Consider the following 25,859-nt stretch of genomic DNA (forward strand, 5'->3'; position numbering starts at 1 on the left):
GCCTTGCTTGTTGGTTATATATATGAGGGCACAAAGTGAAATTTCAAGGGTTTGAATAAATATAATCCTTTGCTTTCATTATGAATAAAGAACCTCACAAAATCAGATTATCTATTGTATAAAGAAAAGACAATAACCTAGACAGAATTTTTATTTGAAGAAGACAATTAGAAGGGCATATGAAAATTGGTAGAGAATATATTATTCAAGGGCGTGTTCAAGGTGTTGGTTTTCGTTTTTTTACTTATCAATGGATGAAAAAACAGCCAATAACAGGGTATGTTTGGAATCGTGATGACGGTAGCGTGGGAGTAAAGGCTTTCGCGAAAGAAAAAGCATTAAAAGAATTTGAAGATTGGTTAGAAGCTGGTGGCCCAAGAAGTGCCAAAATTACATTTTGGTCAGCGGCATCTTGTGAATATGAAAAAATGGTAGATTTCTCAATCCACCATTATGAGTAATAATTTTTAATTATTTTTTATCGAAAGATAACATTAAATACATTTAACGGGTTTTGGTAAACCAGCAAGTTTTGTTGCTTGTTTGGCTGGGCCTTTAGGAAACAAACGATAAAGATAACGGCTATTTCCTTTTTCATCACCATATTTTTGTGCAAGCGCTTTTACTAACATGCGAATAGCAGGGGAGGTATTAAATTCTAAATAAAACTGGCGAACAAAACGGATAATCTCCCAATGTTGTTCTGTAAGCTCTATTTCTTCTAATTCTGCTAATGTTGGAACCATATCTTCATTCCACTCATTGCTATTTTTTAAATAACCGTGACTATCTGTTTCGATTTCTTTTCCGTTAAATACAAACATGTGCGTAGCAACCAATCAAAAATAATACTGCTAATTTAGCAAAAATAAGGAAAATACCCAAGTAGAACCCATAAATCGTTGATAAATTAAGCCATTGACTTGTAATGCGTTTAATTTTACGGCAAACAGTACAATAAGGGCTTTACAACATAAGCCTAGGTGTTTATATTGCTCCCCATTGCGGAGGGGTGGCCGAGCGGCTGAAGGCAGCGGTCTTGAAAACCGCCGATGGGAAACCATCCGAGAGTTCGAATCTCTCCTCCTCCGCCATCTCAACATCTCCTAGCGTCTCCTGAAGTCTTCTAACCTCAAGTAAATTAAGCATTCCAGCAAAATCTAACTCCACCGAAGTCTACTAACGTCTTTCTAAATCTCTACAATTTGTTGTATAGAAATTCCCTATACAATATTGGTGATTTATGAAGCTAACAGACATAGCAATCAAGCGAGCCAAGCCAAAAGAAAAATCATACACACTGCGGATGGTAGTGGGCTATCTTTGTTAGTTGAAACTAATAATTCCAAAGGCTGGCGTATTTGTTTTTTGTTTAGTTTCGCTTAGCTCATTTGCTGATACCAAAAATACGAGCATTAGTCAGTATCCTGAAATTACAGAGGATGATGTAGTGCCAGACATAGTAGTTACTATTAATCGCCAAAAAATGATTCATTAACTCATTGATTTATATGATAACGCACTTTGATTTCCAATTATAGCAGTCTGAATTAATAGGAAATGGACAAGAGCAACTAATCTATAATGTGAGAATGCGTGAGATGAAAAAAGCGCAGAAAATGGAAGAGGAGCTTAGAAGTAGAGAAAGGGAGGATAGTAAAGATTAATGGAATCTAACATCGCATAGAGCTATATTTCTATATATCTGCTCTATCAACTTGGAGGAGTGATGAATAGAAAAGAATTAATTGAATATATTCAACAGAATTATAATGCAGCTTCTGAGTACCTATGGGCTAAGTATCCTAATTATGCAATTTTTAGACATAAAAGTAATTCAAAATGGTTTGCTACCATAATGGATGTGCCAGAAAACAAACTATTTGATAGTGGTAGTATTAATAAAATCGATATAATTAATTTAAAAGTAAGACCTAATCTTGTCGGATCTTTACGATTAAAAAAAGGCGTTTACCCTGCTTATCATATGAACAAGGAGTATTGGATTTCCATCCAGCTAAACTCCGAATTTGATGATAGTGAGTTAAAGTCATTAATTTTTGAAAGCTATGAGCTAACCCAATAAATGGTTGTTGAAGTAATGGATATTAACCTTGCATGGTTCTTTCCTTTTTCGCTATTTCAACATCTCCTAGCGTATCCTGAAGTCTTCTAATCTCAGTAATATCAAGTACTCTAACTAAATTCCATTATTCCAACATATACTATTATTTGTTGAAAACCTTCTTGTTTTTATATTAAACGTACAAATGAATGAACAAAAATTGCTGGTTCGTCCTTATCAAAGCCTATTTATCTATTTTTCTATAATCAGCAAGACCACATAATTTTCTTAAAATTCAGACAAACGGACAGATAATTGTCCAATTACGACTAGAAAACGTGACTATACTTGCAGAATAAACTCAATTAAACACTATCATCTTAACAGTGTGTAAAACATTATTTAACAAACAAGGGGTGATATGAAAAAAAAGAGCAGTATTGCATTTATCAGAAAAAAATTAGTTAAAGATAATTCTATCTACGTAAAAGAGCTCAGTGCGTTACTTCATGTTTCAGAAAGAACAATAAGAAGATACATAGATGAATTAGAGTTATTAGGTATTGCAACTAAATTTCATGGTGGTGTGAGATTACAAAAAGTTGAACTGGAACCAATAATAAATAAGGCTATTGATGAAACTCGAGTGCTTCAAATTAATAGTGAAAAACAAAATAGCGATAAAAGAAATGAAGACAAATGCTCATTATATATTTTCGGATCTTTCAATTTAGATGTTGTTACAGAAATTGAAAGATTTCCTTTTGTAGGAGAGACAATTAAAGCAATTTCTACGAAATTTTTCCCTGGTGGAAAGGGGGCGAATCAAGCAGTTGCCGCTGCTGAATTAAACGATCATGTTCATTTTTTCGTAAAAGTAGGCGATGACTCATTTGGTGCTACGGCAGAAAAATATTTCAGTACAACAAAAATAAATTCATATACCTTAATAAAAGATGCCAATGCAAAAACGGGAAATGCATTAGTAATGGTTGAGAATGCTTCTGGAAATAATAGCATTATTATTGATCCTGGGGCTAATGCAACAATAACTAAAGATGAAATTCTTTCAGATATAAATAATCTGCAATCGGCAAAGATTTTTCTTACGCAATTAGAAAATAATATAGAAGCCACCAAGTTTGCTATTGAGATAGCAAAGAAATTGGGATGCTTTGTTATTCTAAATCCAGCGCCTTATTCAGATAAAATTGTCTCACATTTGCCATCTATTGATTTATTAATACCAAATGGAACAGAAGCAGAACTAATATCAAATATTAAAATTGATAATGTGATTTCTGCTCAGCAAGCAATAAAAGCGATACATAATTTAGGTGTTAAAGAAATTGTGATGACACTAGGTGACAGTGGTGCACTTTATTTCAATGGTAAAATAATGAAGTATTACAAAGCAATGAATGCGTCTGTTATAGATACAAGCGGTGCTGGTGATGCATTTACTGGTGCATTGGCCGCAAAATTAATAGAAGGTGAAAATATGGATGAAGCTATTAAATTTTCTATTGCTTATGCGTCATTGGCTGTTGAAAAAAAAGGTGCGTCATCCATGCCATCTCGAACAAGTGTTGATGCCAGACTAAAAAAAGAGTGTATGTAAGGGAAGCGTAGAAATAACTCACCCCGTTAATAAATTATATCATCGAGGTTGTTATGAAATATTTAATTTTTATCATTAGCCTTCTCATAATATTTATAGTGGCATCGGCTATTAGTTTTAAAACTCGTGAAATAAAAAGAAAAGCGATACCCATTGTTGTTCTTTTATTAATAGAAGCTATTGTTGCTTTTATATTTTTACATACATCTGTTGGCACTACTATTCTGAATACAACAAGTATGGGTCTAGAATATTTAATACGTCACGCAAATAAAGGAATAGATTTTGTATTTGGAGATATAAGTCATAAAACACCTGTTGTATTTGTTATTGTTGCTTTAATGCCATTAGTCTTTATTTGTTCGATTATTGGGATATTAAAATATTTTGGTATTCTTCGATTAATTATTCTGATTCTCGGATCCCTGATTAATAAGGTAGCCAAAGTTGGTAAATTAGAGTCTTTTTCAGCTATGAGTGCGGTTGTCGTTGGTATGATGGCGGTTTATGTCTCAATTAAAGAATATATACCCAATTTAACCAAGCCTCAGATGTATACAATCGCAGCATGTTCATTATCTACCGTCGATATTGCAATACTCGGTGCATATACTCAGATGTTATCGCCTCAATTTGTCTTTATTGGTGTGTGTTTAAACTTTTTTAGTACTTTCGTTATTATTTCTATTATTAATCCTAATGATCCTGTTGAAGTACCTAGCCATTTTTCGAGTTTTAAAGATGAACACCACAGCTTTTTTGAAGTATTAACAGATCATATGCTGGATGGCTTTAAGCTAATTCTAGCTATAATTCCGATGCTTCTAGGTTTTATTGCCTTAATCAGTATGTTGAATGATATTTTTTCATACATTATAGGAATTAGTTTCCAAGGTCTTCTTGGTTATATCTTCTCACCTCTTGCATTTGTACTTGGTGTTCCTTGGCAAGACAGTATTCAATTTGGGCAAATTATTGCTACTAAAATTTTGACAAATGAATTTGTTGCGATGGTTGATTATATCAAGCTAGAGAATTTAAGCCCAAGAACTGAAGCTATTATGTCGGTCTTTCTTATCTCATTCGCAAACTTTGGATCTATCGGAATAATCATTGCTTGCATTGCCAGTATTAGTAAAGAGCATGGAAAAATAATAGCAGCAAATAGCTTTCGATTGATTATTGGTTCGACATTGGTCAGTTGTTTATCTGCAACTATGGTCGGTATTTTTGTAAGTTAATTCTTATTGTTCAGCCTTTTTTTAGTTCGACACATTATTTATGTGTGTTATATGGGTTATTAAAGGAGAAGTTATATGACTAAAATCATTATAGATTGTGATCCAGGTGTTGATGATGCGATTGCCATTTTACTGGCATTGGCATCGCCCGAAATTAAAGTGATGGGAATAACGACAGTCGCTGGAAACGTTGAATTGGATAAAGTCCATGATAACGCGCGTAACATTCTTTCGTTTGTGTCGCGACCTGATATACCTCTAGCCAGAGGATGTGAACGCCCATTCATTGCTCGTAGAGGAAGTAAAACGCAAGTGCATGGTAATAATGGTCTTGCAGGGGTTACGCTGCCAAAATCCAATTATGTATATCCTGATCAACATGCTGTCGATTTTATTATTGATACAGTTATGTCTCACCCTAAAGAAATTACTCTTTGTCCTACGGCACCATTGACTAATATTGCGATGGCTATGCTCAAAGAGCCAAGACTTAAAGATAATGTAAAAGATATTGTTTTGATGGGAGGTGCTGCATTTTGTAATGGGAATATAACACCTGCTGCTGAATTCAATTTTTATGTCGATCCTCATGCTGCACATATTGTTTTCGATACAGCCGAACATATCACTATGTTGGGATTGGATGTAACCCATAAAGCGGATATTCGAGCAGGTCTATGTCAATCATTAGAACAAGGTAGCGTTATTGCCAGAACAGCAGCTAAAATGTCTCGTGGATATGCTGCATTTGATCCTTATTTACATGATCCTTGTGTAATTGGTTATCTTATTCGCCCTGACATTTTTACAGGTGTTAATGGTCATGTTGATATTGAATATGAATCGCGTAAGCTTTTTGGTTTCAGTTTTGCCACAGTTCAAGATAACACTGCAACATCTAAAAAAGATGATCATCTTAATGAACGCCGCATGAATACGATGATAATTACTGATGTACAGTCAGAAAAATTAATGGCATTAATTTCTGAGCGAATTTTATCTTTATAGATAAAATTCATTTTCATCAAATAAGAACAACTAAAATGGCGTCTGACTCATAAAGGTACTGTTGTAAAATTTCTGATATAAATTGACACATTTTTAGGTATAAAACGCTCAATAAAGGTATTGAGCGTTTTATTGTTGTTTAGTGTTCTGCACAGCAGAATCAAAAATAATGTATAGATAAACAAAGGAGAAAGATCATTTTTTTATTGATGATGCTAATGATAATTGTTAGCATTAACTCTCTATTATGGAGAGTATACTATGAAAAATAAATATCACCTGCTAGCAATATCTCTTTCTGCATTACTTCCTTTTACTGCATCAGCTACAACATATCCAGTTACAATTACGGATACCGATGGGCAAAAAATAACGTTAAAGCATGAACCCAAACGCATTATATTACAAGATGGTAGAGATATTTTAACGCTGGCTTTGCTTGATAGAAATAATCCGTTTGAAAGGGTTGTAGCATGGAATAATAATCTAAAAAAATCGGATCCTCAGACAGTTTCTTTATTAGAACAGAAATGGAAATCTAATATAAATGCGATCCCTGATATGGGATTTAATGACAAAGGTGAAGTTAATGCAGAGCAAGTTATTGCACAACAACCTGATATTTTGATAGCTCAGCTAAGAGCAAAACCTGCATTAGAAGGATCGGGTGTTGCCAGTATTTTAAAAGAGGCCAATATTCCTATTATTTATGTTGATACTTTTTTAGAGCCAGTCAAAAATACAAAGGATAGTGTTGAACTTCTTGGTATCATTTTAAATAAAGAGAATGAAGCTAAAGAATATACAGATTTTTATCAACAACACCTAGATAATATTAAAAATAAAACTCAAGAAATTAAAAATAAACCAAGTGTATTTGTAGAAGCAAAAGCTGGAGCTAATGGTGATGGATGTTGCTTTACACATAATAATGCGGGTTGGGGTGGTTTGATTCAAGCTGTTGGAGGTGACAATATTGGCAGTCATTTCTTACCAGGAGCTTCGGGTGTTATTTCTTTAGAGCAAGTTATTAGCACTAAACCTGATGTCTATATTGTAACGGGATCTCGCTGGATTAATAAAAATAGTATTGCTGCACCATTTGGTTATGGGGTATCTAGCAAAGAGACTCAAGAAGGTTTCAAACGATTGAAGAGTCGAATTGGATTTAATCAGATTGCAGCAGTCGAAAATGAGCGATTATATGGTATATATCATAATTTCTATAATCATCCATATAATATCGTTGGCTTAGAATATTTAGCAACCTTCATTTATCCTGAACAATTTGCAGAATTAAAGCCAGAAAACACTTATAAAGAGATAATAGAAAAATATACCAACCTACCTAAAGCTGAATTTATTTGGGCTGCAAAAGCAGATAAATAGAAATTTATTATAGCCCTTTTTTAAGGGCTTTCTATATTCATTTACATTTCGATCAATCAGAGTATCTGACTTAATAAAGCTAAAATAAGACTAATAACTATAATAATAAGCAATACCCCCAGACACGTTCTTACTAAAAGGCAAGAAAGTGTTGTTGGCGGTGCTTTAGGAAAAAGTGCAGAGAAACACCAATAGGCTAATATAGAGGTCGAAAAAATCGCAAAAAGTATATAACTAATAAAAAAGTTCATTTATTGATACTCTTTTGGTGTTAATAATAAATAACAGTTCGGTTATCACTTTATTTTTGAACATCTACGATATTTATTGTTCTACTCAGTTTTATTAATATTTTTCAATACGTATTAAAGCATCTTCAACTTCTTCGTCATGGTCAATTGTAAAAGCAATAAAATCCTCAGTTTTTGGGATTTTTTTGTAAGTCTCTGTTTGCTTAAACAGGGTTAGAGATTCTGAAAATATTTGAATAACTTTTGTTAAAACGTGAGAGTAAGAACCATCTTCATAAGACGTTTGATAAAGTTGTTCTAAGGATGTTTCATCAATAGGATAAATAGTACTAAAGCATTGGTATTCCCAATCACCTGTATTGTACTTTAAGCTTTTTATCTCTTCATTTGAATGATAAGTGTAACTATTAGATTGATTTTGATAGTATTTTAATGTTTTTTGAAAATGCTCTTCAGTGTTAAGGAAAAGGTTTATTTCTCCATATGCGGCATTTAAATCGAACGCAAAGGCATAAAAGACTTCGCCACTTTTTATTTGTGATAAAAAACACCTAATGATAGTTCAAAAGGTGTTTTTTGCTAGCAGTTATTGGCGTGCAATAATGCGCCTTTCTTTATGGTTAGACCAATTTTCGCGCAATTTATCGTAACTAAGATTAAATGCATAAGTATAGAAAAGGAAAAATACGAAAAATCCCATTTCCAATAAAAAAGCCTCCCACAATGACATATTTAATAAAAATGCTAAAACAGGTAACCCTATAATAATAAAGGTAAGCTCAAAACCTAAAGTATGGATTACACGCACTTTAGTTGTTTTTAAACCTTTAGATAAGGGCCAAAAAAGATCAAAAATCATGTTATAAAATAAGTTCAACAACATCGCTAATGTTGATAAAACAATCGCTACTGTCCCCATTTGAAAAATTGAACGACTTAAAAGCCATGCACTAAGTGGCGCTGTGATCAATATTGCAATTACTTCAAATGAAACTGCATGAAAAACGCGCTCAGTGAATGTTTTTTGATATTTATTCATATACCACCTTAGATTTATTTTCAGCAAAAAACGAGTGCAATTATTGGTGAGATTTTGTATATATACAAAATAGGAGCCATCGAAAAAGCCGATACCATAATGAATTATTCCATAGAGACTTTGCGTATATTTGTTGAAGCCGCATCATTAAAATCATTTTCTGCCACTGCACGAAAATTCAATAAAAGTCAATCAACAGTCAGCAATGCAATTACTGGCTTTGAAGATGATATGGGATTTGAATTATTTGACCGTAAAGGTCGAGAATCCACATTAACATTTGCAGGACAGAAAGTATTGAGTCTTGTTGAAGATATTTTAGCGGCAGATGAGCGATTACAAGCACTAAGAATAGATCTGTCGCCTGAAATGGAGCCACGGTTGAGTTGTGTTTTTTCAGATATGTATCAACCGCCTTATTCTGAATATCTTTTAAAAATGCTAGATAAAGAGTTTCCGCATATTGAGTTTGAATTTTTGATTGCCGAAAATGATGATGTAATTAATATGCTACAGAATAATAAAACTCATATGGGCATGATGGAGTCTAGAATAGAATATCCACCAGATATTGCTTTTGCCAGATTACCTATGCAAGGTGAGCTAGGATTGTATGCACATAAATCCCATCCTTTAGCGAAAGAAAAAACGATCACCTATCAACATTTAACGATGAATCGTCAATTAAGGCTAAGTAGTCGTGCTCAATTTATTATTAATAGTGAAAAGAATTGGTTGGCACCTAACTATTTGTTACTGCTTGAAATGGCGGAACAAGAAATGGGATGGGCAATATTACCTACTTGGCTTGTCGAGCAATTTGGGCATGAGTTATTAGTTAGCTTAAATTACGATCAGTTTCCGAAAAAAATAGATATTGATTTAGTGTGGTCAAGAAATAATCCACCAGGAAAAGCGGGATATTGGATGATAGATAAACTGTTGAAAAACAACATTCTGCATTCTATTTAGGTCTGGAAAATAAATAACTCAACATAATTTCCGTGTTCTATAATTAATAAGGTCAGGGTATTAATATTTAATTCATTATTTAACATAATTGAGATATCACTATGGAATTAAAGGATTACTACGCCATAATGGGTGTCACACCCACTGATGATACTAAAACGATTAAAACAGCTTATCGTCGTTTAGCAAAAAAATATCATCCAGATGTAAGTAAAGAGCCAAATGCAGAAGAGCGTTTTAAAGAAATTGCTCAAGCATGGGAAATATTAGGCGATGAACAACGTAGAGCCGAATATGATGAACTTTGGGCCCATCGCAACGATCCTAAATTTAGGCAATTTACACAACAACATTCAAATAAAGATCAAGAAAACTTTAGCCAAGAAGATTTTGATGATTTTTACTCTTCATTTTTCGGTCAACACTCCCCATTTGAAGGGCATCGAGCTCAACAGGCGACTAAACAGCGTGGACATGATTTAGAAATAGAATTAGCTGTTTTTCTGGAAGAATCACAGGAAGAGCATAAGCGTACGATTAGTTATCACTTACCTGTTTATAATGTTTTCGGCATTTTGGAAAAAGAAATCCCTAAAACTTTGAATGTTAAAATTCCAGCTGGTGTGATTGATGGGCAACGTATTCGTTTAAAAGGTCAGGGAACAATAGGTGAAAATGGAGGAGAGAATGGTGATTTATGGCTAACAATTCGTATTGCACCTCATCCTCTATTTGATATTAAAGGCCATGATTTAGAAATAGTTGTCCCAGTAGCTCCTTGGGAAGCTGCATTAGGTGCAAAAATTCCTATACCTACAATAAAAGAAAAAATATTGTTAACTATTCCAGCGGGAAGTCAGGCAGGACAAAAGCTACGTATTAAAGGAAAAGGGTTAATTAGCAAAAATGTCAGCGGTGATTTATATGTAATTTTAAAAATTGTGATGCCGCCTAAACCTGATGAAAAGATACGCGAATTATGGCAACAAATTGCAGATAGCCAGACCGATTATAATCCACGTAAAGACTGGGAGAATAAATAATGGGTCAATTAACAACAACAGTTTTCACTGTTACTGAGTTTTGTCATCACACGGGAATATCAAATGATGAGCTTAAAGAGTTTGTAGCTCTTGGTGTAATCGAACCGCTAGAAATTGAAACTCAGGAGTGGTTTTTTGATGATAACGCTATTGTGGTGACACATCGTGCATTAAAACTTCATAAAGAACTTGCACTAGATTGGCATGGTATTGCCATAGCACTGACTTTATTAGATGAAAATGAACAGTTAAGACAAGAAAATAAGCAATTACGTCAGCAGTTAATGCGTTTTATAAATGAATAAAGATTAATAAAATAGCCACTAAAACAGTAAACAACTTTAGTGGCTATTTGAATTTATAAAAGAAAAAATCAACTAATAATTTCTAATAAAAGAGTTACAGCAAATAAGGTGTTAGCTCTTTTTTAGGCCGCCATAACAAAATTAACATAAAATATTATCAGATTTAATGTATTGTTATTATCTTTAATATCAATTGTTATTTATATAAATAACATCGTTATTAATTACATGATCGTAATATTAATAACAAATTACATCTGGATTTATTTGTATTTGAAATATGTTTTTCTATAAATCTAACTAATATTAATATGATGCGTGTAATTAATGTTTTTATTTCGAAATATAATGATCATTGAGATATAAATCACGGAAACCCATACTTTTTCATTGTTAATATTTCGCATCAAATTATCTATCTGGTTTTTTATTTTGATTCTAAAAAGATACTTAATTGAACTACAAATTATAAATAACAAGCAAATGGGGAGTTTTATGTCTTTATTCAAAAAGGGTATTATTGCCTTATCCGTTAATATTGCATTAGTTTCTTCAGCTTTAGCCTGTACAACACTGTTAGCGGGAAGTGAAGCAACAAATGATGGTTCGTTGATTATTGCTCGCAGCGCAGATAGCGATGCATTAAAAGCACAACATTTTGTTATTCATCCTGCTAAAACGAATCAAACGGGTATTTACAGTACCAAAGAACATAATGGTGCTAATAATTTTACGTATCCATTACCTAAAAATTCATTACGCTATACCACTGTACCGAATTGGAAAACGCAACTCCATGGTGCAACAGGATTTAATGAACTGGGTGTGGGAGTCAGTGGTACTGAATCTATTTTTGCTTCACCTAAAGCACTCTCTTTTGATCCCTATGTTGAAGAGACAGGGATAACTGAAGATGATATTCCAGACGTCCTACTTTCTAGAGCTAAAACAGCTCGTGAAGCAGTGGAATTATTAGGGAGTATTATTGAAAAACAAGGCGCTGGTGAAGGATTTGGTGTTGCTGTTGTTGATAAAAATGAGCTTTGGTATTTAGAAACTGGAACAGGACATCATTGGATCGCACAAAAATTACCTAAAGATAAATACTTTGCGACAGGAAACCAAGGGCGATTACAACATTATGATATTAACAGTGATGATGTTTTAGGCTCTAAAAATCTAGTGGAATTTGCTGTTGAGAAAGGGCTTTATAATCCAGAAAAAGAAGGGGCGTTTAATTTTTCAAAAGCTTATACTCGAGATGACGAGCGAGATCGTACTTATAACGATCCGCGAGTATGGGTTATTCAGCAACAATTTAATCCATCATTAAAACAAGCTGTGGACGATGGTCGTAATTTCGCGCCTTTATTAACGCCAGAGAAAAAAGTATCTGTTGAAGAGGCTAAAGCGATGTTACGTAATCACTTTGAAGGAACAGAGCACGACCCATATACTAATGGATTAAATGGTAAAGAACCATGGCGCCCAATTAGTGTATTTAGAACTTATGAAGCGCATGTTATGCAAGTCCGTCCAGAACTTCCTCAAGAAATAGGTGAAGTGACCTATGTTGGTTTAGGCATGGCGGATTTAACTGCATTTGTTCCGTATTACAGTGGATTAAAAGCTTATCCGCAACATTATGGAATAGGAAGCAATCAAGCAGACAGTAATTCTATTTACTGGAAATATCGTAAGTTACAAACATTAGTAATGACAGACTATCCAAAACTCGCACCAATAGTGAAAAAAGCTTATCAAGAGTGGGAAGCAAAAACTGCATTAGAGCAAAAAGAAATGGAAGCTAAATATCTCACTATGGTGAAAACAGATAAAGCCGGTGCAGATAAAATGCTTAATGAATTTAATCTACGAGTTATGGCAGATGCTGAAAAATTAACTGAAAACTTAATGAACGAATTGTTTACAGTAAGAACAAAAGATATTCAGGACGATATTTTCTTTGCTAATAAGTCTAAGAAAGATTGATAGAAGACAAGTATTTTAGGTATCTATTTTAATAGAAAGATCCCAGTTAAATTGGGATCTTTTTTGTAGATGAAGCTCATTAAAGAACAGGAATATAGTAGCTAATCTTTTGTACGTAATGATCACTTTGACTAAGTAATTTATCGTAACCTACTGACTCTTTTAATGTATATCGTTCAATGTCTGGGCCGGGTCTACGTAATAAATTCATTTTAGGAAGTACTTTGGTATAGACGGTATAAATAATGTCATCATAGCCAGTTAATGAATCTAAGATTTCATTCATATGAAATGTAATGGCCAGATAGTTGCCACTCGGCAATTCTAGTTGTGACATGGCAGAAACATTTGATGTTTTTGCTAAATTTTCTTTATCAACGGCAGTGCTATAGATATACATAGTATCTTCTAATGTACTTGCAGATGCTCGATGCATTGCATATAGCTCTGTGGGTATTGTATGTACATCTTTTAAAAATTTACGCCAAAATTCTTTTCTGAATTTTTTCTTGTCTGAATCCCATGTTGAAATAGGCTTATTATAATGATGCGACATACCAACTAATTTTTGAGATGGGAATGTAACTACCTCATATTTAGCGCTCAGTTCAACGGTTTCTAATGCAGGGAATATCAGTTCACTAATATCCCACCCTGGTTTTTTTCTATATTCCGAAGGCGTAATATTAAATTGTTTTTTAAAGGCTCGGCAAAAAGTTTGTTGGGAATCAAAGCGATACTTTAATGAAATATCTAACAGGCTACAACGTGTTACTCTTAACGCGTAGGCGCCACAAGATAAACGGCGAGCGAGTATGTATTTTCCTAAAGATATTCCTGTATACGCTTTAAATAAGCGCTGAAAATGCCATTTTGTATAGCCTGATTTTTCAGCAACAATATCTAACGATAAACGTGAATCGAGGTTTTGCTCAATCCAAACGATGATATCTTTAACAACATTCTCTTGTAGCATGAATATTCCTATTATTTTCTCTATCGATATATTTCAACAGGATCGACTTAATTTATTGAACTACAATAAATTTATAGGTGTTAGGATAATAGCATATCGTATAATGATAGTTACATTGAATAAAGTAAAATAGGCGGGCAATAATGTAAAGTTATGTATTGCAATTTATTTGAATTAAAATTGACTTTAATTAAAAAATTGTATTTTAACTAACTCATCAATGATTGATGATTTTTTATTAAAATTAATCTTAAATTAAAATATTAATATATATTTTAATAAAATGCGGAGATATCTTATTTCATCTTTAAAAGATAATGCCTAATCTAATTTTATTAGTAAAACCTTACTTGGTTATTTTAGGAGATGTAAATGAACAAGTTGCTTTCTATTTCTGCTATTGCTTTAGTTTCTTCATTAATAACAGCTCCTGCTTTTGCAGCTAAAACGGATACTTATAACTGTGAAGGTCAAAAAATTAGAGTTTCTTTCCCTACTGAACAGCTAGCTGTTATGTACTACAGCGATGAAATTATTGTTTTAAAAGAAGCTATTGCGGCTAGTGGTGCTCGTTATGTTGGTGAGAATTTCCAAATTTGGGGTAAAGGCAAAGGTGAATTTAATTTAGCAACGATTTCAGAAGATGATGCAGTTAATGGACGTGTTGCTGAAGATAAAGGACGTACTTGTAAATTAGTAAAATAACGTAGACATCAGTCATAAATAAAAAAGAGGACAATTTTATTGTCTTCTTTTTTATAAGAAAAAGATTAAGCAAATATAATAAAATTTGAAAATAAAAACGATTAGGATCGACAAAGTAATAACGCATTTTTTATCACACAAATAAGTTGGTCATAAAAAATAAATCAGTTATAAAGATAGTCTTATTGTGATTTATAAATGGTTTTTTTATGATTATTGAATACACATCTAAACATACTTTTCACTTATCTAAAATAGAAAAAGAGATACTGTATTCCTTGTTAACCGAAAGCTTTGGTGATGATTTTTCATTAGACGATTTTCAACATGCATTAGGTGGCATGCATATTTTGGCTTACTATCAAGACAAGATGGTAGGGCATGTTGCTGTAGTCCAAAGAAATATGGCGATTAATAATAATCCTATTTCGGTGGGATATGTTGAGGCAATGGCTGTTTTAAAGGATTATCGTCGACAAGGCGTGGGGAAAGAATTATTGATTCAAGCAAATGGTATTATTAAGTCTTGTTATCAACTTGGCCTACTCTCTGCTTCAGAAAAGGGCGTGCCACTCTATTCTCTGTTAGGTTGGCGTAAATGGGAAGGTAAACTCTTTGAATTAAACCAAGGTGTTTACAAACAAACAGAGGGAGATGATGAAGGAATTATGGCATTGAGCATCATAAATGAAATAGATTTAACTTCGTCGTTATATTGTGATTTTCGCAATGGAGATCAATGGTAGCTCTCTTACCTATTACGGCTTATTCGGTTATACTAATAGAGCGTAGTATTAAATTTACTTATTTTTATTTTTAAAAAAACGAAAAATAAATCTCGGTTTATCCATTTATCTGCAACAAAACAAAATTTATTGCGAGTTTATATGAAGTCTTACCCTTAGCTAGTCTCAACATTAATTTTTAAAAGCCAAACTTAAAAAAATACATTGCTATCTAAATTGGCAGGTAATGTGTTATCAAAAATTAATAAAAGACAAAATCTAATGAAAATTAAAAACTCAAGAAAATATAATGTATCATTACCAGATAATAGGATTTTAACGTGGTATGAATCAGGCTCAGTACAAGGTAAGCCAGTGTTATTTTGTACTGGTGCAGGTATGAGTGGTTTATTAGGAGTAGACGTTAACATTTTAAATAAGCTTAATATTCGATTGATCACACCCACTCGGCCAGGATTAGGCGATTCCACTTTTGATCCTCAAAAGTCGTTAAAATCTTTTTCTAAAGATATTTCATTTTTATTAGACCATCTTCGTATTAAAAGTATTAATGTAATGGGATTTTCACAAGGTGCTGTTTTTGCTATGGCTCTTTGTGTTTATTGTCATGTTGATAAACTACTTATTGTCGCAGGACAAGATCAATTTGATTATCCTGATACACAAAATAAGCTAACAGATGATGTTGTTAATATGCAGTGTCAAGCTGTTGGATCACCCAATTCGTTAACCAGCTGGGTTAAGCAAAATATTACAGCCAAGTGGTTAATGGATTTTATTCTAAATAATAGTGCCGATGTTGATTTGGCTGTTTATAAATCAAATGATTTTCTCCCAGTTTATCAAGAATGTATGACAGAAGCCTTTAAACAAGGCAATGACGGATATACGCAAGATTTGCTGATTGCTATGCAACCTTGGGGATTTTCACCTGAAGAAATAAAGACGCCAACCACCTTATGGTATGGAATGAAAGATACCAGTACAGTTCATTCTCCAGACTTTGGAGATTTATTATTTCAACGTTTTCCTAATACTGAGCGGCATTTATGGCCAGAAGAAGGTGGTTCACTTCTATGGACAAAAACAGAAGAAATTTTATTAGAATTCGCTGATTAAAATGATGTAGTACATTAATGATAGAGTAGATACTGGTTATCTTAAAAAATAACAGTATCTACTTTTTTATTCATGTTCTTAAATTAAAATAATGAGATAGGTAAAATAGATAATTATTTTTATCTTATAATTATTTTCTAATTTTGCGTGAGAAAAGTTTTTTTAAAATAAAGATGAAAATAATTTGCTATAAACCGAATTATATGACTTAATAGCGCCACTGGTTTGGAAGTACAGACCTATTTATGTTAGTGCAGTTTTAAGTAGTTCACCGTTTAGCGTTATCCCTGATACCTCTTCGTTGCGAATTCCTTCAAATAGTGACCATAAGTAAAAATCCGAAATCAAACCGCAAACAATGCCTTATGGCAAAATAATTAATTAAAGGAAATCTTATGTCTAATACAATGACTGGTACAGTAAAATGGTTTAACGATGATAAAGGTTTTGGCTTTATCACTCCTAAAGACGGTAGCAAAGACGTATTCGTACACTTTTCAGCGATCCAAAGCGATAGCTTCAAATCTCTGAAAGAAGGCCAAGAAGTTTCATTTTCTATCGAAAATGGCGCTAAAGGTCCAGCAGCAGCGAACGTAATCGCTCTGTAATCTATTGAGCCGTTATTACTGTATATATTGCCTAATGCAATATTGATACAAGTAAGATCTAAAAACCTCACTTCGGTGGGGTTTTTTTATATCAATTTCTAGTATTATTTAAATTTGATGTGTATTTAATAAAGCGTATAAAAAATAGCATTATTAAAGTTATGTAAGTGTTTAATGTAAATTATTTGAATTTTTAGAAAGTTATTTACTTTAATACCTAATGATTTTTACAAAGAAATAAACTAGTAGATAAATAAATTCTTATAATGGCAAAGTAAAGGCATTAAGATATTGTCTTCTCAATCAAAAGAAAGAAAAAAATTTTATTAAAATAAAAATATATCAGATAAATCATAAAAAATAATTTAAGATAAAATTTAAATTAATATTTAATGACTTATCTTAAAAAATTGCTGTCTAATTCAATGTGGCTTAAATGCTTTTTAGTTCCTAAAGGACAAACTTGTGTACGCTAAAAATGTTTTTTCATTACATCTATTACATCCAAAATATTTCTTAACTTGGTTTGGTGTCTTTATTCTTTTTTTATTAGTACAACTTCCTTATTCTTGGTTACTTTTTTTAGGTAAACATCTTGGGTTGTTATCTCGTTTCTTTGTGAAAAGAAGAGTCTCTATCATAAAGAAAAATTTAGAATTATGTTTCCCTAATAAAGATAAAAATGAAATTAACAAGCTTGTTATGGATAATTTATCGTCACTAGGTGTCGCATTATTTGAAACGGGCATGGCGTGGTTTTGGAGTGATCGCCGATTAAAAAATCTCTTTGAAGTACAAGGGATCTCTAATTTTACTGATGCAAATGATAAAAAAGCTGGAATTCTATTAATTGGTATACATTCTATGTCACTAGAGCTGGGAGGGCGCATTATGGGGCTTTGTTTTCCTGTGAATGCAATGTATAGACCACATAATAATAAAGCGATGGAATTTATCCAAACTAAAGCAAGATGCCGTTCAGATAAGGGCATGATAGATAGACGTAACTTAAAGTTTATGGTTATGGAGTTAAAAAAAGGGAAAGCAATTTGGTTTGCTCCTGACCAAGATTTTGGTTTAAAAGGTACAACATTTTCTCCATTCTTTTCTGTTGAAAAAACATCAACCTCAAAAGGAGTTGCTATATTAGCAAAATTATCAGGGGCACCTTCTTTAACTGTTACTTTGGTCAGAAATGAAAATCAAAAAGGCAAAAAATACAGCTTAATCATTGGTAAAGAACTGATTAATTATCCTTCTGAAGATATTCAAAATGACACAGATAGAATGAATAAGTTGATTGAAACAGAAATTATGCGAGCACCAGATCAATATTTATGGGCTCACCGTCGTTTTAAAACTCGACCAGCAGGTGAAGCCAGTTTTTATAATTGATTATTAATATATTATATAAAAAAAGACCAACACATTATGTGTTGGTTACAGTAAATACTGGAAGCAATGTGAGCAATGTCGTTGTGAAAAACCAAGTAAAATACTCAACTATTCACAATGTAAAAGATAATCATTATCACTTGTGTAGTCAACCCTAAGATTTGTATGGATTTAGAAGATAAAGATAGAGTACAAAATAAAGATAAGAAGATAAGAAGATAAGAAGATAAGAAGATAAGAAGATAAGAAGATAAGAAATTTTATAAATAAGTTAAAATAGAGTAAGCAGATATAGAAATAAGCTATATCTGCCTAATATATTATAACCATAATAGAAAATACCATTTATATAGTAATAAATTCTAATTCTTGGAAAATATATACTCGTTATTTAATAATAAATATTACTTCTATTTGATAGAGATTAATGTTTATTAAAAATATAGGGTTTTTAATTTGCTATATTAATTGTATACGATATCCATTATTCCTACATTTTCTTTTATCCAATTTATGCTCATTGAACCTTTATTTTCACCTAATTGAGCATTAAACATTTTATTTGGTTCGATTTTATGTAAAGTTTCTTCCATTTCAGTTCCATTCCAACAATTTGCTTTAAAAGTATTTCCTACTGAATCGGTCATACAATTTCCTTCTACAATTGAACCTGTGAACGTAATTGTTCCTGAACCGATTACTTTATTATTATTTGCCATAGTTGGAGATGATAATAAAAGTGCTAAACAAGTTCCGATAATAAAATTCTTTTTCATTTTATATTCCTCAAATATTCTTTCTTTGGTTAATTTTTTTGATTTATTTTTCTGTGTACGATGAATAAATATTTTTTCGTACCGAGTTGATGGAAGGAATATTAGAGGAAAAAAATATATCAATCTGTAAAAAATCTTGATGGTTAATGACAGGTAGATAAAGATTTGTGAATGAATTTATGACTTCTTTAGTACTGAATTATTAATTTAAATGGACTATTTTTTGTTTAATTGCTTGAAATTAAACAATTAAATTTATTTTTGATTATTTTTGATTATTTTTGTTAATAAGTTAACTTTTTTTATTATTAGTTAAATTGCTTAGTTTTTTAGTGATACATTTTGTCGTTAAAATTGAAAACTTATAAAATGAGTAATTTCAGAGTTCAAAAAAATTTGTCAAAGTATTACAAATAAATAATTATTAAGAATAAAAATTCATCTTTATTTGATGATTTTTAGATTGATAAGATAGAGACTGACATTGAAGAAAACCAAATTACAGACAAGGTACTTTATATCTATACATGAAATCTGAAAAGTTATGAATGCCTGCAAAATAAGAACACTAAAATAATTTACAAGCATTGGATATAGAGTAATGAGCGAGTGGAATAATAAAAAGGCCATAATATGGAATGGCAAATTTAATAATACATTTTACATGACTAATTGAAGTGTTTTTTGTTATTGAGAATAAATTGTTTCAGTGTCGTCGCAGGTTTTCCTGTTATCTTTTCAAAGTTATCAAATATTTCACCATTTCTAGATAATTTTCCAGAGGTAAAATCAATATAGTGATCGTAAATGCTCTTCATATAAGCAAGCTCAAGCTTACTTTCTTGTGCATATTTCCAAAATTCATCAGGAGGATCTGCTTGATATTGAAAATGAACTCCTAATATTTCTGTAATTAATTGAGCGATTTGTTGATAACTTTTGTTCTCGTATCCTAAGCGGTAGGTATTACCAGTATGTTTATTTGGTGATAACAAACAATGAACCGCTATTTCAGCAACGTCTGTACAGTCAACCCAACTCAAAATAGCATCACCAAAATAAGAGCGAAGTATATTTTTATTTAAATTATTATCTCCTTGATAACCTAATATATTTTGCATATATGACTCGGGGCGAAGATGAGTGAACCTAATGCCAGATCACTCAATATATCTTTCAATAAGCTGATGCCACGCCCAATGTGAAACTTGAGCATTATCATCGCCACAAGCACCTAAATGAACGATATAATCCACACAATGCTGTTTGGCAATATCAACAAAAACTTTGCTTTGTTGTAGCATATTAATTGTATAACCCGTCATCATAAAGACAGAGTTAATACCAGTTAAGGCCTGCTTTATTGTTTCCGGTTTATCATAGTCCATTAATACAGTGGGATAGGGGAGATGAGTATTCTCCGCAGGTTTTCTAACAGCCAATACCACATTATTATATCCTTTCTCTTGTAATGACTTTACAAGTAATCCACCCACTTACCCCGTTGCACCTGTAATTAAAATTTTATTTTCCACAATAAATTACCTATGGTAAGTCAACTAAACCAATTTAGTCATAATAGATTCTGTGCTTTGTTATGTAGTACTTTTAAAAGTAAATTCTTTTATGATTTCCATACTCATTGTTTAAATATTCTTCTAATTCTTTATCTTGATGCCAAAGATTAGCAAAATGATAGCGATAACTTTCATTCCCCATTTTATGAAGGCATTGTACATCTTGCTCTGTCACTAATCTTAGTGTTATTGCCATATACCCTCCCGTCGATTACAAAAGATATAACAGGCATAATATGTTTGCGCTATGGGAAAAAACAGGAAAGCACGTTTAGTTTGAAAATAGTGAGAGTTTAGCGATTGAGCATCTTAAGAGGATAATTTAGATAAAAAAATCCCCGCATGAGGCGGGGGGAAATTAAATATCTATCAGTGATGAAATACTGAAACCAATAGTAAGGGAAAAAAAGATATCAATCTGTAACAAACTTTAAAAAGAAATAATAAGAATAAGTGCAAAATTAGAGTGATTTTCTAAAGAAATAAATTATTTTTTAAGATTTTCATTTTAACTATTTGATTTTATTTAACTTTAATTTCACTTAATAGTGGGGCTAAATGATATAAACTAAAAATCATCTTGGTTTAACTATAAAGTTTGCATACATTTAGTTGAAAGTCTTGATAATTTATTTCGTGGATTGGAATAACAATGTGTTTATTTATAATGATATTGGAGTTAAAAATAGACAATAATAAGATCTAATTATTGTCTATTTAAAATAAATAAAAGAAAAATATCTATTTATCTGTTAGTTACCATTTTGTTACATCAATTTCATTGTTCTGATATACCTTCGCAATGTAAGAAGAGATATTGTTGCGTATATAAGGATTTTTTTCTTTGGGATACATTTTCCAAGATTGTTGTAAATAAGGCAACAACTCACTATCTATGTAATTTGATCTCGATAATGCCTGAATTGCACCTAAGCTGATCTCTTCATTTTCAGAGATTGCGAGCTCATAAAACGCTGATGTTTTATCTTTTAAATTAATGTCATGAGAAGCTGCATAAATTGCACTTCTTATTATTTCTACGTTTGGGTGAGTAAAGAATGGTTGAAAATCTTCAACTAAAATGGCTTTTAATTCGGCTAAAGAATAACCGATAAAACGCAATGTATCTTCGTTATTCGTTACTTTAAGAATTGGGAAAAGGTTATCTTTGAAAAGAGAACATTGATCTCTATATTTAAAGTAAATAATAGGAATAACAATATCTGTTTTTTCATCAAATGGAGCTGCTAAAGCTTGCTGAATATAAGATAAGGCTTGTTCTTTAAAATAAGTGGCTAAAACATTTAATGAAACTTTATATAATTCAATATCTTCAGTTTGTAGTTGTTGCTCTAAAAAATATAAACTGCTGTTGGATAATTCAGGTAACTTAGTTAATGAGTTGATAGCACTAATTTTTTTCGAAATATCTTCATTATTTTTGGCAAAATGAAGTAACGTTTCTTCATTACCTCCCATTCGATGACCAAACCAGCTTGTGTCATAACCTAAAATTACTTCATCTAACCAACGTTCGTACCATTGTGTAAATGAAGTTTCATAGGAAAATGTGTAAGGAGTATCTGAATTAACCCAATCAGATGTATATAAAATATGACCCTTATATTTACCATTGACCACTAATAAAAGATCGTACTCACATCCACAAGTACCTAAATAAATTGTACCTTGATGAACTCTATCACAAATAATATCAAAGTCTTTATCACTACAGTCTTCGGGTACATGACAAAGTGCTTTCCACTCATCGATATCCATTTGAGGACTAAGTAAGCAGGGTAATGCACAATTTTGTACGCCATTTCTATCTATTGCGTCATCAAAAGCATATAGACCATAGTAAGGTCCCGCACCACCATAAGAGCCTGTACCACCGTTGCCAATTTGAGTTACAAAGGCGATATAATCTTCGGGAAATTCACATCCTGTCTTTGCTTGTAGTTGATTAACTTTCTCTATTGAGAGTGGAGAATTTAGTTGATATTTATGATTATCTGCACCAAATTCTTTATATTCATGATCAATACTAGCAACTAGTGCTAATTTCTCACGGATACGCTTGATAGGATTATCTGCATATTTTTTATTAAGTTGTTTCCATTGTTGCTCGGGTGTTCGCTTTTTATCTTTTCCAATGATGGTGGAAATAAAATCCATAATTTAAAATCCCTATTGATGATATGGTTTAGTTATAACGTGGTTATTTCATGATTCTTTTTAGATAGCGATAACTAAATACAATATTATTATCTTGCGTTAAATTCACTATAAACTATTTTGACTTTAACAAGATAATAGTATTTTGAAGGAAAGCATCTCCTTCATTTAGGGTTAAGTAGAATATGGCGTAATACAGATAAAAAAAGACCAACGCTAGGAGAGTTGGTCAATAAATACTAGAAGCAATGTGAGCAATGTCGTTGTGAAAAAACCAAGTAAAATACTCAACTATTCACGAGTTAAAAGATAATCATTATCATTTACCTTGTCAACCCTATGAAGACTGCGGTTATTATTTATTCACACTAAAAGCCAATAAATTATCTTACTTTATAGAAACTAAAGTTGAAATTTTATTATTAATAACAACAAGATCACTATTTTCTGATTTAGTGTTTATTGTATTTTTAACTGCATTCATTTTTTTCATTTTATTGACTAAATCTTTAAAGTGCTGGGAGCGTAAATGTATCGTTTTTTTAACCATGAGTTTTCTCCTTATGAATTGTAGTCATAACAATAGTAAGGATATCATTTAAATGCAAATGATAATCAATATCGTTTATTGGCGTGTGATTTGATGATAAAGTGCTTATGCTTAGGTAAATACTACGATTTTACCTGCTTTTTTGTATAATTTTTCTTATCTTCACTCTCTTAAAAGAGTGATATTATGAATAATAAAAGGAACTAATAGGAAATTTTTGCGATGGCATATGATTTAACGAAGAGATTAGTCATAGGGCTTTCCTCTAGTGCATTATTTGATTTAGAAGAGTCAGATAATATTTTTCGTACACAAGGAGAGGAAGCTTATCGAAAATATCAACATAAAATGCAGGATGTATCTTTGAATAAAGGTGTTGCATTTCCTTTTATTAGCCGGCTTTTGAAACTAAATAATATTAGACCTGACGATCCATTAGTTGAAGTTATTTTGTTATCTAGAAATGATCCCGATACTGGATTAAGAGTAATGAATTCTATTGAACATTATAAACTAGGGATCACCCGAGCTGTATTTCTTCAAGGAAAATCGCCTCATATTTATATACCAGCATTTGATATTGAGTTATTTTTGTCTGCTGATCATAACGATGTTTTACAAGCAATTAATGCAAATTATCCAGCAGGGCAGATATTAGCAGGCCATGTTAATGATGATGATGCTGATGAATTAAGAATTGCGTTCGACTTTGACGGTGTGATCGCTGATGATGAAGCTGAAGCTATTTATAAAACTTCAGGTGAGTTGTCTCAATTTCATAATCATGAAGCTAAAATGGTTGATGTACCTCATAATCCAGGGCCATTAAAAAAATTCTTACTGCGTATTTCTGATATTCAAAAATTAGAATTAGAAAAAGTAAAACAGGATCCTGCATATATTCCATTACTTAAGATCTCTATTGTGACTGCGCGCAACGCACCATCTCATAAACGTGTTATTAACACGATGAGAGCATGGGGAATTTCTATTAATGAAGCCTTTTTTATGGGGGGAGTAGAGAAAGCCAATGTTCTGAGAATTCTAAGACCTCATATATTCTTTGATGATCAAAAACTGCATTTAAAATCATCATCTGAATTACCTTCTGTACATATTCCTTTTGGAATAGCGAATAGAAACATAGAGAATAAATAAAATATTGTTAATTGCGGTGCCTGATATTTATATCATACACCTTTTTTATTTTGTCTAATATGGTCTTTATTTAATATATTTTTATTTATTATTGATGACTCTTTTGGCGGGGTATTTGCCGATTGTATGGCGAAATTTTAAAAATTTATCGTGTGCGGAATAAAAATAAATAAGATGAAGGTGATATTGTTATCGTAAAAGGTGAGTTATTTATATAGAAAACTCACCTACTCAATATGAAAATTTATATAATATGAAGCTACCTTGTTAGTTTTATCATATTATTTTGATGTGATTTATTATCGGTGCTCCCAGCATCCTGAATAATTCCAATCTGTAATGGTTCCTTTTTTATTAGCAACAAAATTATTTGTGCAAATCGTTGATTGCCCCCATCCATTATTTTGTGTCCATTGCCATGTGTATTGTGTGCCACCATCTGTTCTTTTATGTGTGTTACTAGGGCTACCCCAAGACATAACGAGGTCATCCACTGACTTGCCAACCCAATACGACCTACGTGCTTTGAACTCTTCTATCTGTTTTAATCTCTCTAGTCTTTCTTTACTTGGCGCTGACTCTTGGTTTTGTAAAGCTTGTTTATGTTTTGCCCCTGGTACTCCAGTAAGAGCATAAGTTAAGTCTGAGATAGCATCACGATCTTTTTGGGTACAACCGCTTAGCATGATTAATGAGGAGAAAAAAATTGCGAAACTTAATTTATTAATCATAATAGTCCTTTATTGTATTAGGAATTTGTGTGATATATTTAATAATCATATATTAATTTTTATAATAAAACATTTAATAAGTTTGTTTATATTAAATAAATGCTTGTGTAATGATAATTAACTGAATCTGATGCTCTTAATAAGACAATTATTTAATGAGAGTTTAAATTAGAAAATCTTATTTAGAATGTGTGAGTTTTTATTTATAAGAATGAACATAAAAGTGAATTTCTTCCAGAATATACTATTTTTTATCTTCTATTAACTAAGTAAAAATTTTCCTGCTAATAATAATGAATGTTCCACTAGAAAATTCAATAAAGAATAATAAATAAGTAAAATGCCAAGTTGTCATTATCCATAAATAATAAAATTATATGAGACATAATTATTCGTTTAACGGTAACTATCATA

27 protein-coding genes, 1 tRNA gene and 1 pseudogene are annotated in these 25,859 nt (G+C 31.8%); 18 read left to right on the forward strand and 11 right to left on the reverse strand.

Annotated features, from left to right (window positions below):
* The first annotated feature begins 179 nt into the window (after window positions 1–179).
* Entirely contained in the window at window positions 180–461 is a 282-nt protein-coding gene (locus CBE70_RS12535; RefSeq protein ID WP_100159606.1) for an acylphosphatase, read from the forward strand.
* 33 nt (window positions 462–494) lie between these two features.
* Here the strand turns inward: CBE70_RS12535 and tusE are convergent, their stop codons facing one another.
* Entirely contained in the window at window positions 495–824 is a 330-nt protein-coding gene (tusE, locus tag CBE70_RS12540; RefSeq protein WP_023581360.1) for a sulfurtransferase TusE, read from the reverse strand.
* 182 nt (window positions 825–1,006) lie between these two features.
* Here tusE and CBE70_RS12545 point away from each other — a divergent pair.
* The 7 genes and pseudogenes from CBE70_RS12545 (at window position 1,007) to CBE70_RS12575 (ending at window position 7,324) form a co-directional block, all read left to right on the forward strand.
* A tRNA-Ser gene (locus CBE70_RS12545) sits at window positions 1,007–1,094 on the forward strand.
* 149 nt (window positions 1,095–1,243) lie between these two features.
* Window positions 1,244–1,377, forward strand: a pseudogene (locus tag CBE70_RS18760) (integrase arm-type DNA-binding domain-containing protein); the annotation flags it as partial.
* A gap of 352 nt (window positions 1,378–1,729) precedes the next feature.
* Window positions 1,730–2,086, forward strand: coding sequence for an MmcQ/YjbR family DNA-binding protein (locus CBE70_RS12555; protein WP_100159607.1), 357 nt, complete (start codon window positions 1,730–1,732; stop codon window positions 2,084–2,086).
* Window positions 2,087–2,486: 400 nt separating this feature from the next.
* Complete coding sequence (locus CBE70_RS12560; RefSeq protein WP_100159608.1) at window positions 2,487–3,686, forward strand: ribokinase; 1,200 nt, start codon at window positions 2,487–2,489, stop codon at window positions 3,684–3,686.
* 53 nt (window positions 3,687–3,739) lie between these two features.
* The gene (locus tag CBE70_RS12565; RefSeq protein WP_100159609.1) at window positions 3,740–4,927 is read left to right on the forward strand and encodes a nucleoside transporter C-terminal domain-containing protein; all 1,188 of its coding nucleotides are present in this window, start codon (window positions 3,740–3,742) and stop codon (window positions 4,925–4,927) included.
* 75 nt (window positions 4,928–5,002) lie between these two features.
* Window positions 5,003–5,935: a nucleoside hydrolase gene (locus CBE70_RS12570; protein WP_100159610.1), complete on the forward strand. Its 933-nt coding sequence runs from the start codon at window positions 5,003–5,005 to the stop codon at window positions 5,933–5,935.
* A gap of 261 nt (window positions 5,936–6,196) precedes the next feature.
* Entirely contained in the window at window positions 6,197–7,324 is a 1,128-nt protein-coding gene (locus tag CBE70_RS12575; RefSeq protein ID WP_100159611.1) for an ABC transporter substrate-binding protein, read from the forward strand.
* Window positions 7,325–7,669: 345 nt separating this feature from the next.
* On the opposite strand, the gene CBE70_RS18710 is transcribed toward CBE70_RS12575, so the two are convergent.
* On the reverse strand, window positions 7,670–8,134 hold the full coding sequence (locus tag CBE70_RS18710) for a DUF4303 domain-containing protein (protein WP_100159650.1): 465 nt from the start codon (window positions 8,132–8,134) through the stop codon (window positions 7,670–7,672).
* A 27-nt stretch (window positions 8,135–8,161) separates the two neighbouring features.
* Window positions 8,162–8,614, reverse strand: coding sequence for a multidrug/biocide efflux PACE transporter (locus tag CBE70_RS12585; RefSeq protein ID WP_100159612.1), 453 nt, complete (start codon window positions 8,612–8,614; stop codon window positions 8,162–8,164).
* 99 nt (window positions 8,615–8,713) lie between these two features.
* On the opposite strand from CBE70_RS12585, the gene CBE70_RS12590 reads away from it, so the two are divergent.
* The 4 genes from CBE70_RS12590 (at window position 8,714) to CBE70_RS12605 (ending at window position 12,926) form a co-directional block, all read left to right on the forward strand.
* The gene (locus tag CBE70_RS12590) at window positions 8,714–9,586 is read left to right on the forward strand and encodes a LysR family transcriptional regulator (RefSeq protein ID WP_100159613.1); all 873 of its coding nucleotides are present in this window, start codon (window positions 8,714–8,716) and stop codon (window positions 9,584–9,586) included.
* A 101-nt stretch (window positions 9,587–9,687) separates the two neighbouring features.
* Complete coding sequence (cbpA, locus tag CBE70_RS12595; RefSeq protein WP_100159614.1) at window positions 9,688–10,629, forward strand: curved DNA-binding protein; 942 nt, start codon at window positions 9,688–9,690, stop codon at window positions 10,627–10,629.
* A complete protein-coding gene (gene cbpM / locus CBE70_RS12600; RefSeq protein WP_100159615.1) occupies window positions 10,629–10,934 on the forward strand; it encodes a chaperone modulator CbpM in 306 nt (101 codons plus the stop codon). Before cbpA ends, cbpM begins: the two co-directional genes overlap by 1 nt.
* Before the next feature lie 495 nt (window positions 10,935–11,429).
* On the forward strand, window positions 11,430–12,926 hold the full coding sequence (locus CBE70_RS12605; protein WP_100159616.1) for a C69 family dipeptidase: 1,497 nt from the start codon (window positions 11,430–11,432) through the stop codon (window positions 12,924–12,926).
* Between the two features lie 79 nt (window positions 12,927–13,005).
* Here CBE70_RS12605 and CBE70_RS12610 read toward each other — a convergent pair whose 3' ends face one another.
* Window positions 13,006–13,902: an AraC family transcriptional regulator gene (locus CBE70_RS12610; RefSeq protein ID WP_100159617.1), complete on the reverse strand. Its 897-nt coding sequence runs from the start codon at window positions 13,900–13,902 to the stop codon at window positions 13,006–13,008.
* 372 nt (window positions 13,903–14,274) lie between these two features.
* Between CBE70_RS12610 and CBE70_RS12615 the strand changes: the two genes are divergently transcribed.
* The 5 genes from CBE70_RS12615 (at window position 14,275) to lpxL (ending at window position 18,475) form a co-directional block, all read left to right on the forward strand.
* On the forward strand, window positions 14,275–14,607 hold the full coding sequence (locus CBE70_RS12615) for an MliC family protein (RefSeq protein ID WP_100159618.1): 333 nt from the start codon (window positions 14,275–14,277) through the stop codon (window positions 14,605–14,607).
* A 209-nt stretch (window positions 14,608–14,816) separates the two neighbouring features.
* Complete coding sequence (locus tag CBE70_RS12620) at window positions 14,817–15,353, forward strand: GNAT family N-acetyltransferase (RefSeq protein ID WP_100159619.1); 537 nt, start codon at window positions 14,817–14,819, stop codon at window positions 15,351–15,353.
* Window positions 15,354–15,614: 261 nt separating this feature from the next.
* Window positions 15,615–16,472 carry an alpha/beta fold hydrolase gene (locus CBE70_RS12625; protein WP_100159651.1) on the forward strand — a complete coding sequence of 286 codons (858 nt, stop codon included), beginning with the start codon at window positions 15,615–15,617 and terminating at the stop codon, window positions 16,470–16,472.
* A gap of 395 nt (window positions 16,473–16,867) precedes the next feature.
* Window positions 16,868–17,080: a transcription antiterminator/RNA stability regulator CspE gene (gene cspE / locus CBE70_RS12630; RefSeq protein WP_006537332.1), complete on the forward strand. Its 213-nt coding sequence runs from the start codon at window positions 16,868–16,870 to the stop codon at window positions 17,078–17,080.
* Between the two features lie 465 nt (window positions 17,081–17,545).
* Complete coding sequence (lpxL, locus tag CBE70_RS12635) at window positions 17,546–18,475, forward strand: LpxL/LpxP family Kdo(2)-lipid IV(A) lauroyl/palmitoleoyl acyltransferase (protein ID WP_100159620.1); 930 nt, start codon at window positions 17,546–17,548, stop codon at window positions 18,473–18,475.
* A 464-nt stretch (window positions 18,476–18,939) separates the two neighbouring features.
* On the opposite strand, the gene CBE70_RS12640 is transcribed toward lpxL, so the two are convergent.
* The 6 genes from CBE70_RS12640 to CBE70_RS18380 form a co-directional block, all read right to left on the reverse strand.
* Complete coding sequence (locus CBE70_RS12640; RefSeq protein WP_100159621.1) at window positions 18,940–19,251, reverse strand: hypothetical protein; 312 nt, start codon at window positions 19,249–19,251, stop codon at window positions 18,940–18,942.
* 668 nt (window positions 19,252–19,919) lie between these two features.
* Entirely contained in the window at window positions 19,920–20,405 is a 486-nt protein-coding gene (locus CBE70_RS12645) for an NmrA family NAD(P)-binding protein (protein WP_456300075.1), read from the reverse strand.
* Between the two features lie 6 nt (window positions 20,406–20,411).
* Window positions 20,412–20,747 (reverse strand): NAD(P)H-binding protein, encoded by a 336-nt coding sequence (locus CBE70_RS12650; RefSeq protein WP_100159623.1) that lies wholly within the window; start codon window positions 20,745–20,747, stop codon window positions 20,412–20,414.
* Between the two features lie 112 nt (window positions 20,748–20,859).
* On the reverse strand, window positions 20,860–21,024 hold the full coding sequence (locus CBE70_RS18290) for a hypothetical protein (protein ID WP_157926009.1): 165 nt from the start codon (window positions 21,022–21,024) through the stop codon (window positions 20,860–20,862).
* A 560-nt stretch (window positions 21,025–21,584) separates the two neighbouring features.
* Window positions 21,585–23,006 carry an SMI1/KNR4 family protein gene (locus CBE70_RS12655; RefSeq protein WP_100159624.1) on the reverse strand — a complete coding sequence of 474 codons (1,422 nt, stop codon included), beginning with the start codon at window positions 23,004–23,006 and terminating at the stop codon, window positions 21,585–21,587.
* A 388-nt stretch (window positions 23,007–23,394) separates the two neighbouring features.
* Window positions 23,395–23,556, reverse strand: a complete 162-nt coding sequence (locus CBE70_RS18380) for a hypothetical protein (RefSeq protein WP_198585719.1) — start codon at window positions 23,554–23,556, stop codon at window positions 23,395–23,397.
* Window positions 23,557–23,778: 222 nt separating this feature from the next.
* On the opposite strand from CBE70_RS18380, the gene CBE70_RS12660 reads away from it, so the two are divergent.
* Complete coding sequence (locus CBE70_RS12660) at window positions 23,779–24,714, forward strand: 5'-nucleotidase (protein WP_100159625.1); 936 nt, start codon at window positions 23,779–23,781, stop codon at window positions 24,712–24,714.
* Window positions 24,715–25,013: 299 nt separating this feature from the next.
* Here CBE70_RS12660 and CBE70_RS12665 read toward each other — a convergent pair whose 3' ends face one another.
* Window positions 25,014–25,445, reverse strand: a complete 432-nt coding sequence (locus CBE70_RS12665; RefSeq protein ID WP_100159626.1) for a hypothetical protein — start codon at window positions 25,443–25,445, stop codon at window positions 25,014–25,016.
* Between the last annotated feature and the right edge of the window lie 414 nt (window positions 25,446–25,859).

The sequence above is a fragment of the Proteus columbae genome (assembly GCF_002777965.1).
In the GTDB taxonomy this organism is placed as follows: domain Bacteria; phylum Pseudomonadota; class Gammaproteobacteria; order Enterobacterales; family Enterobacteriaceae; genus Proteus; species Proteus columbae.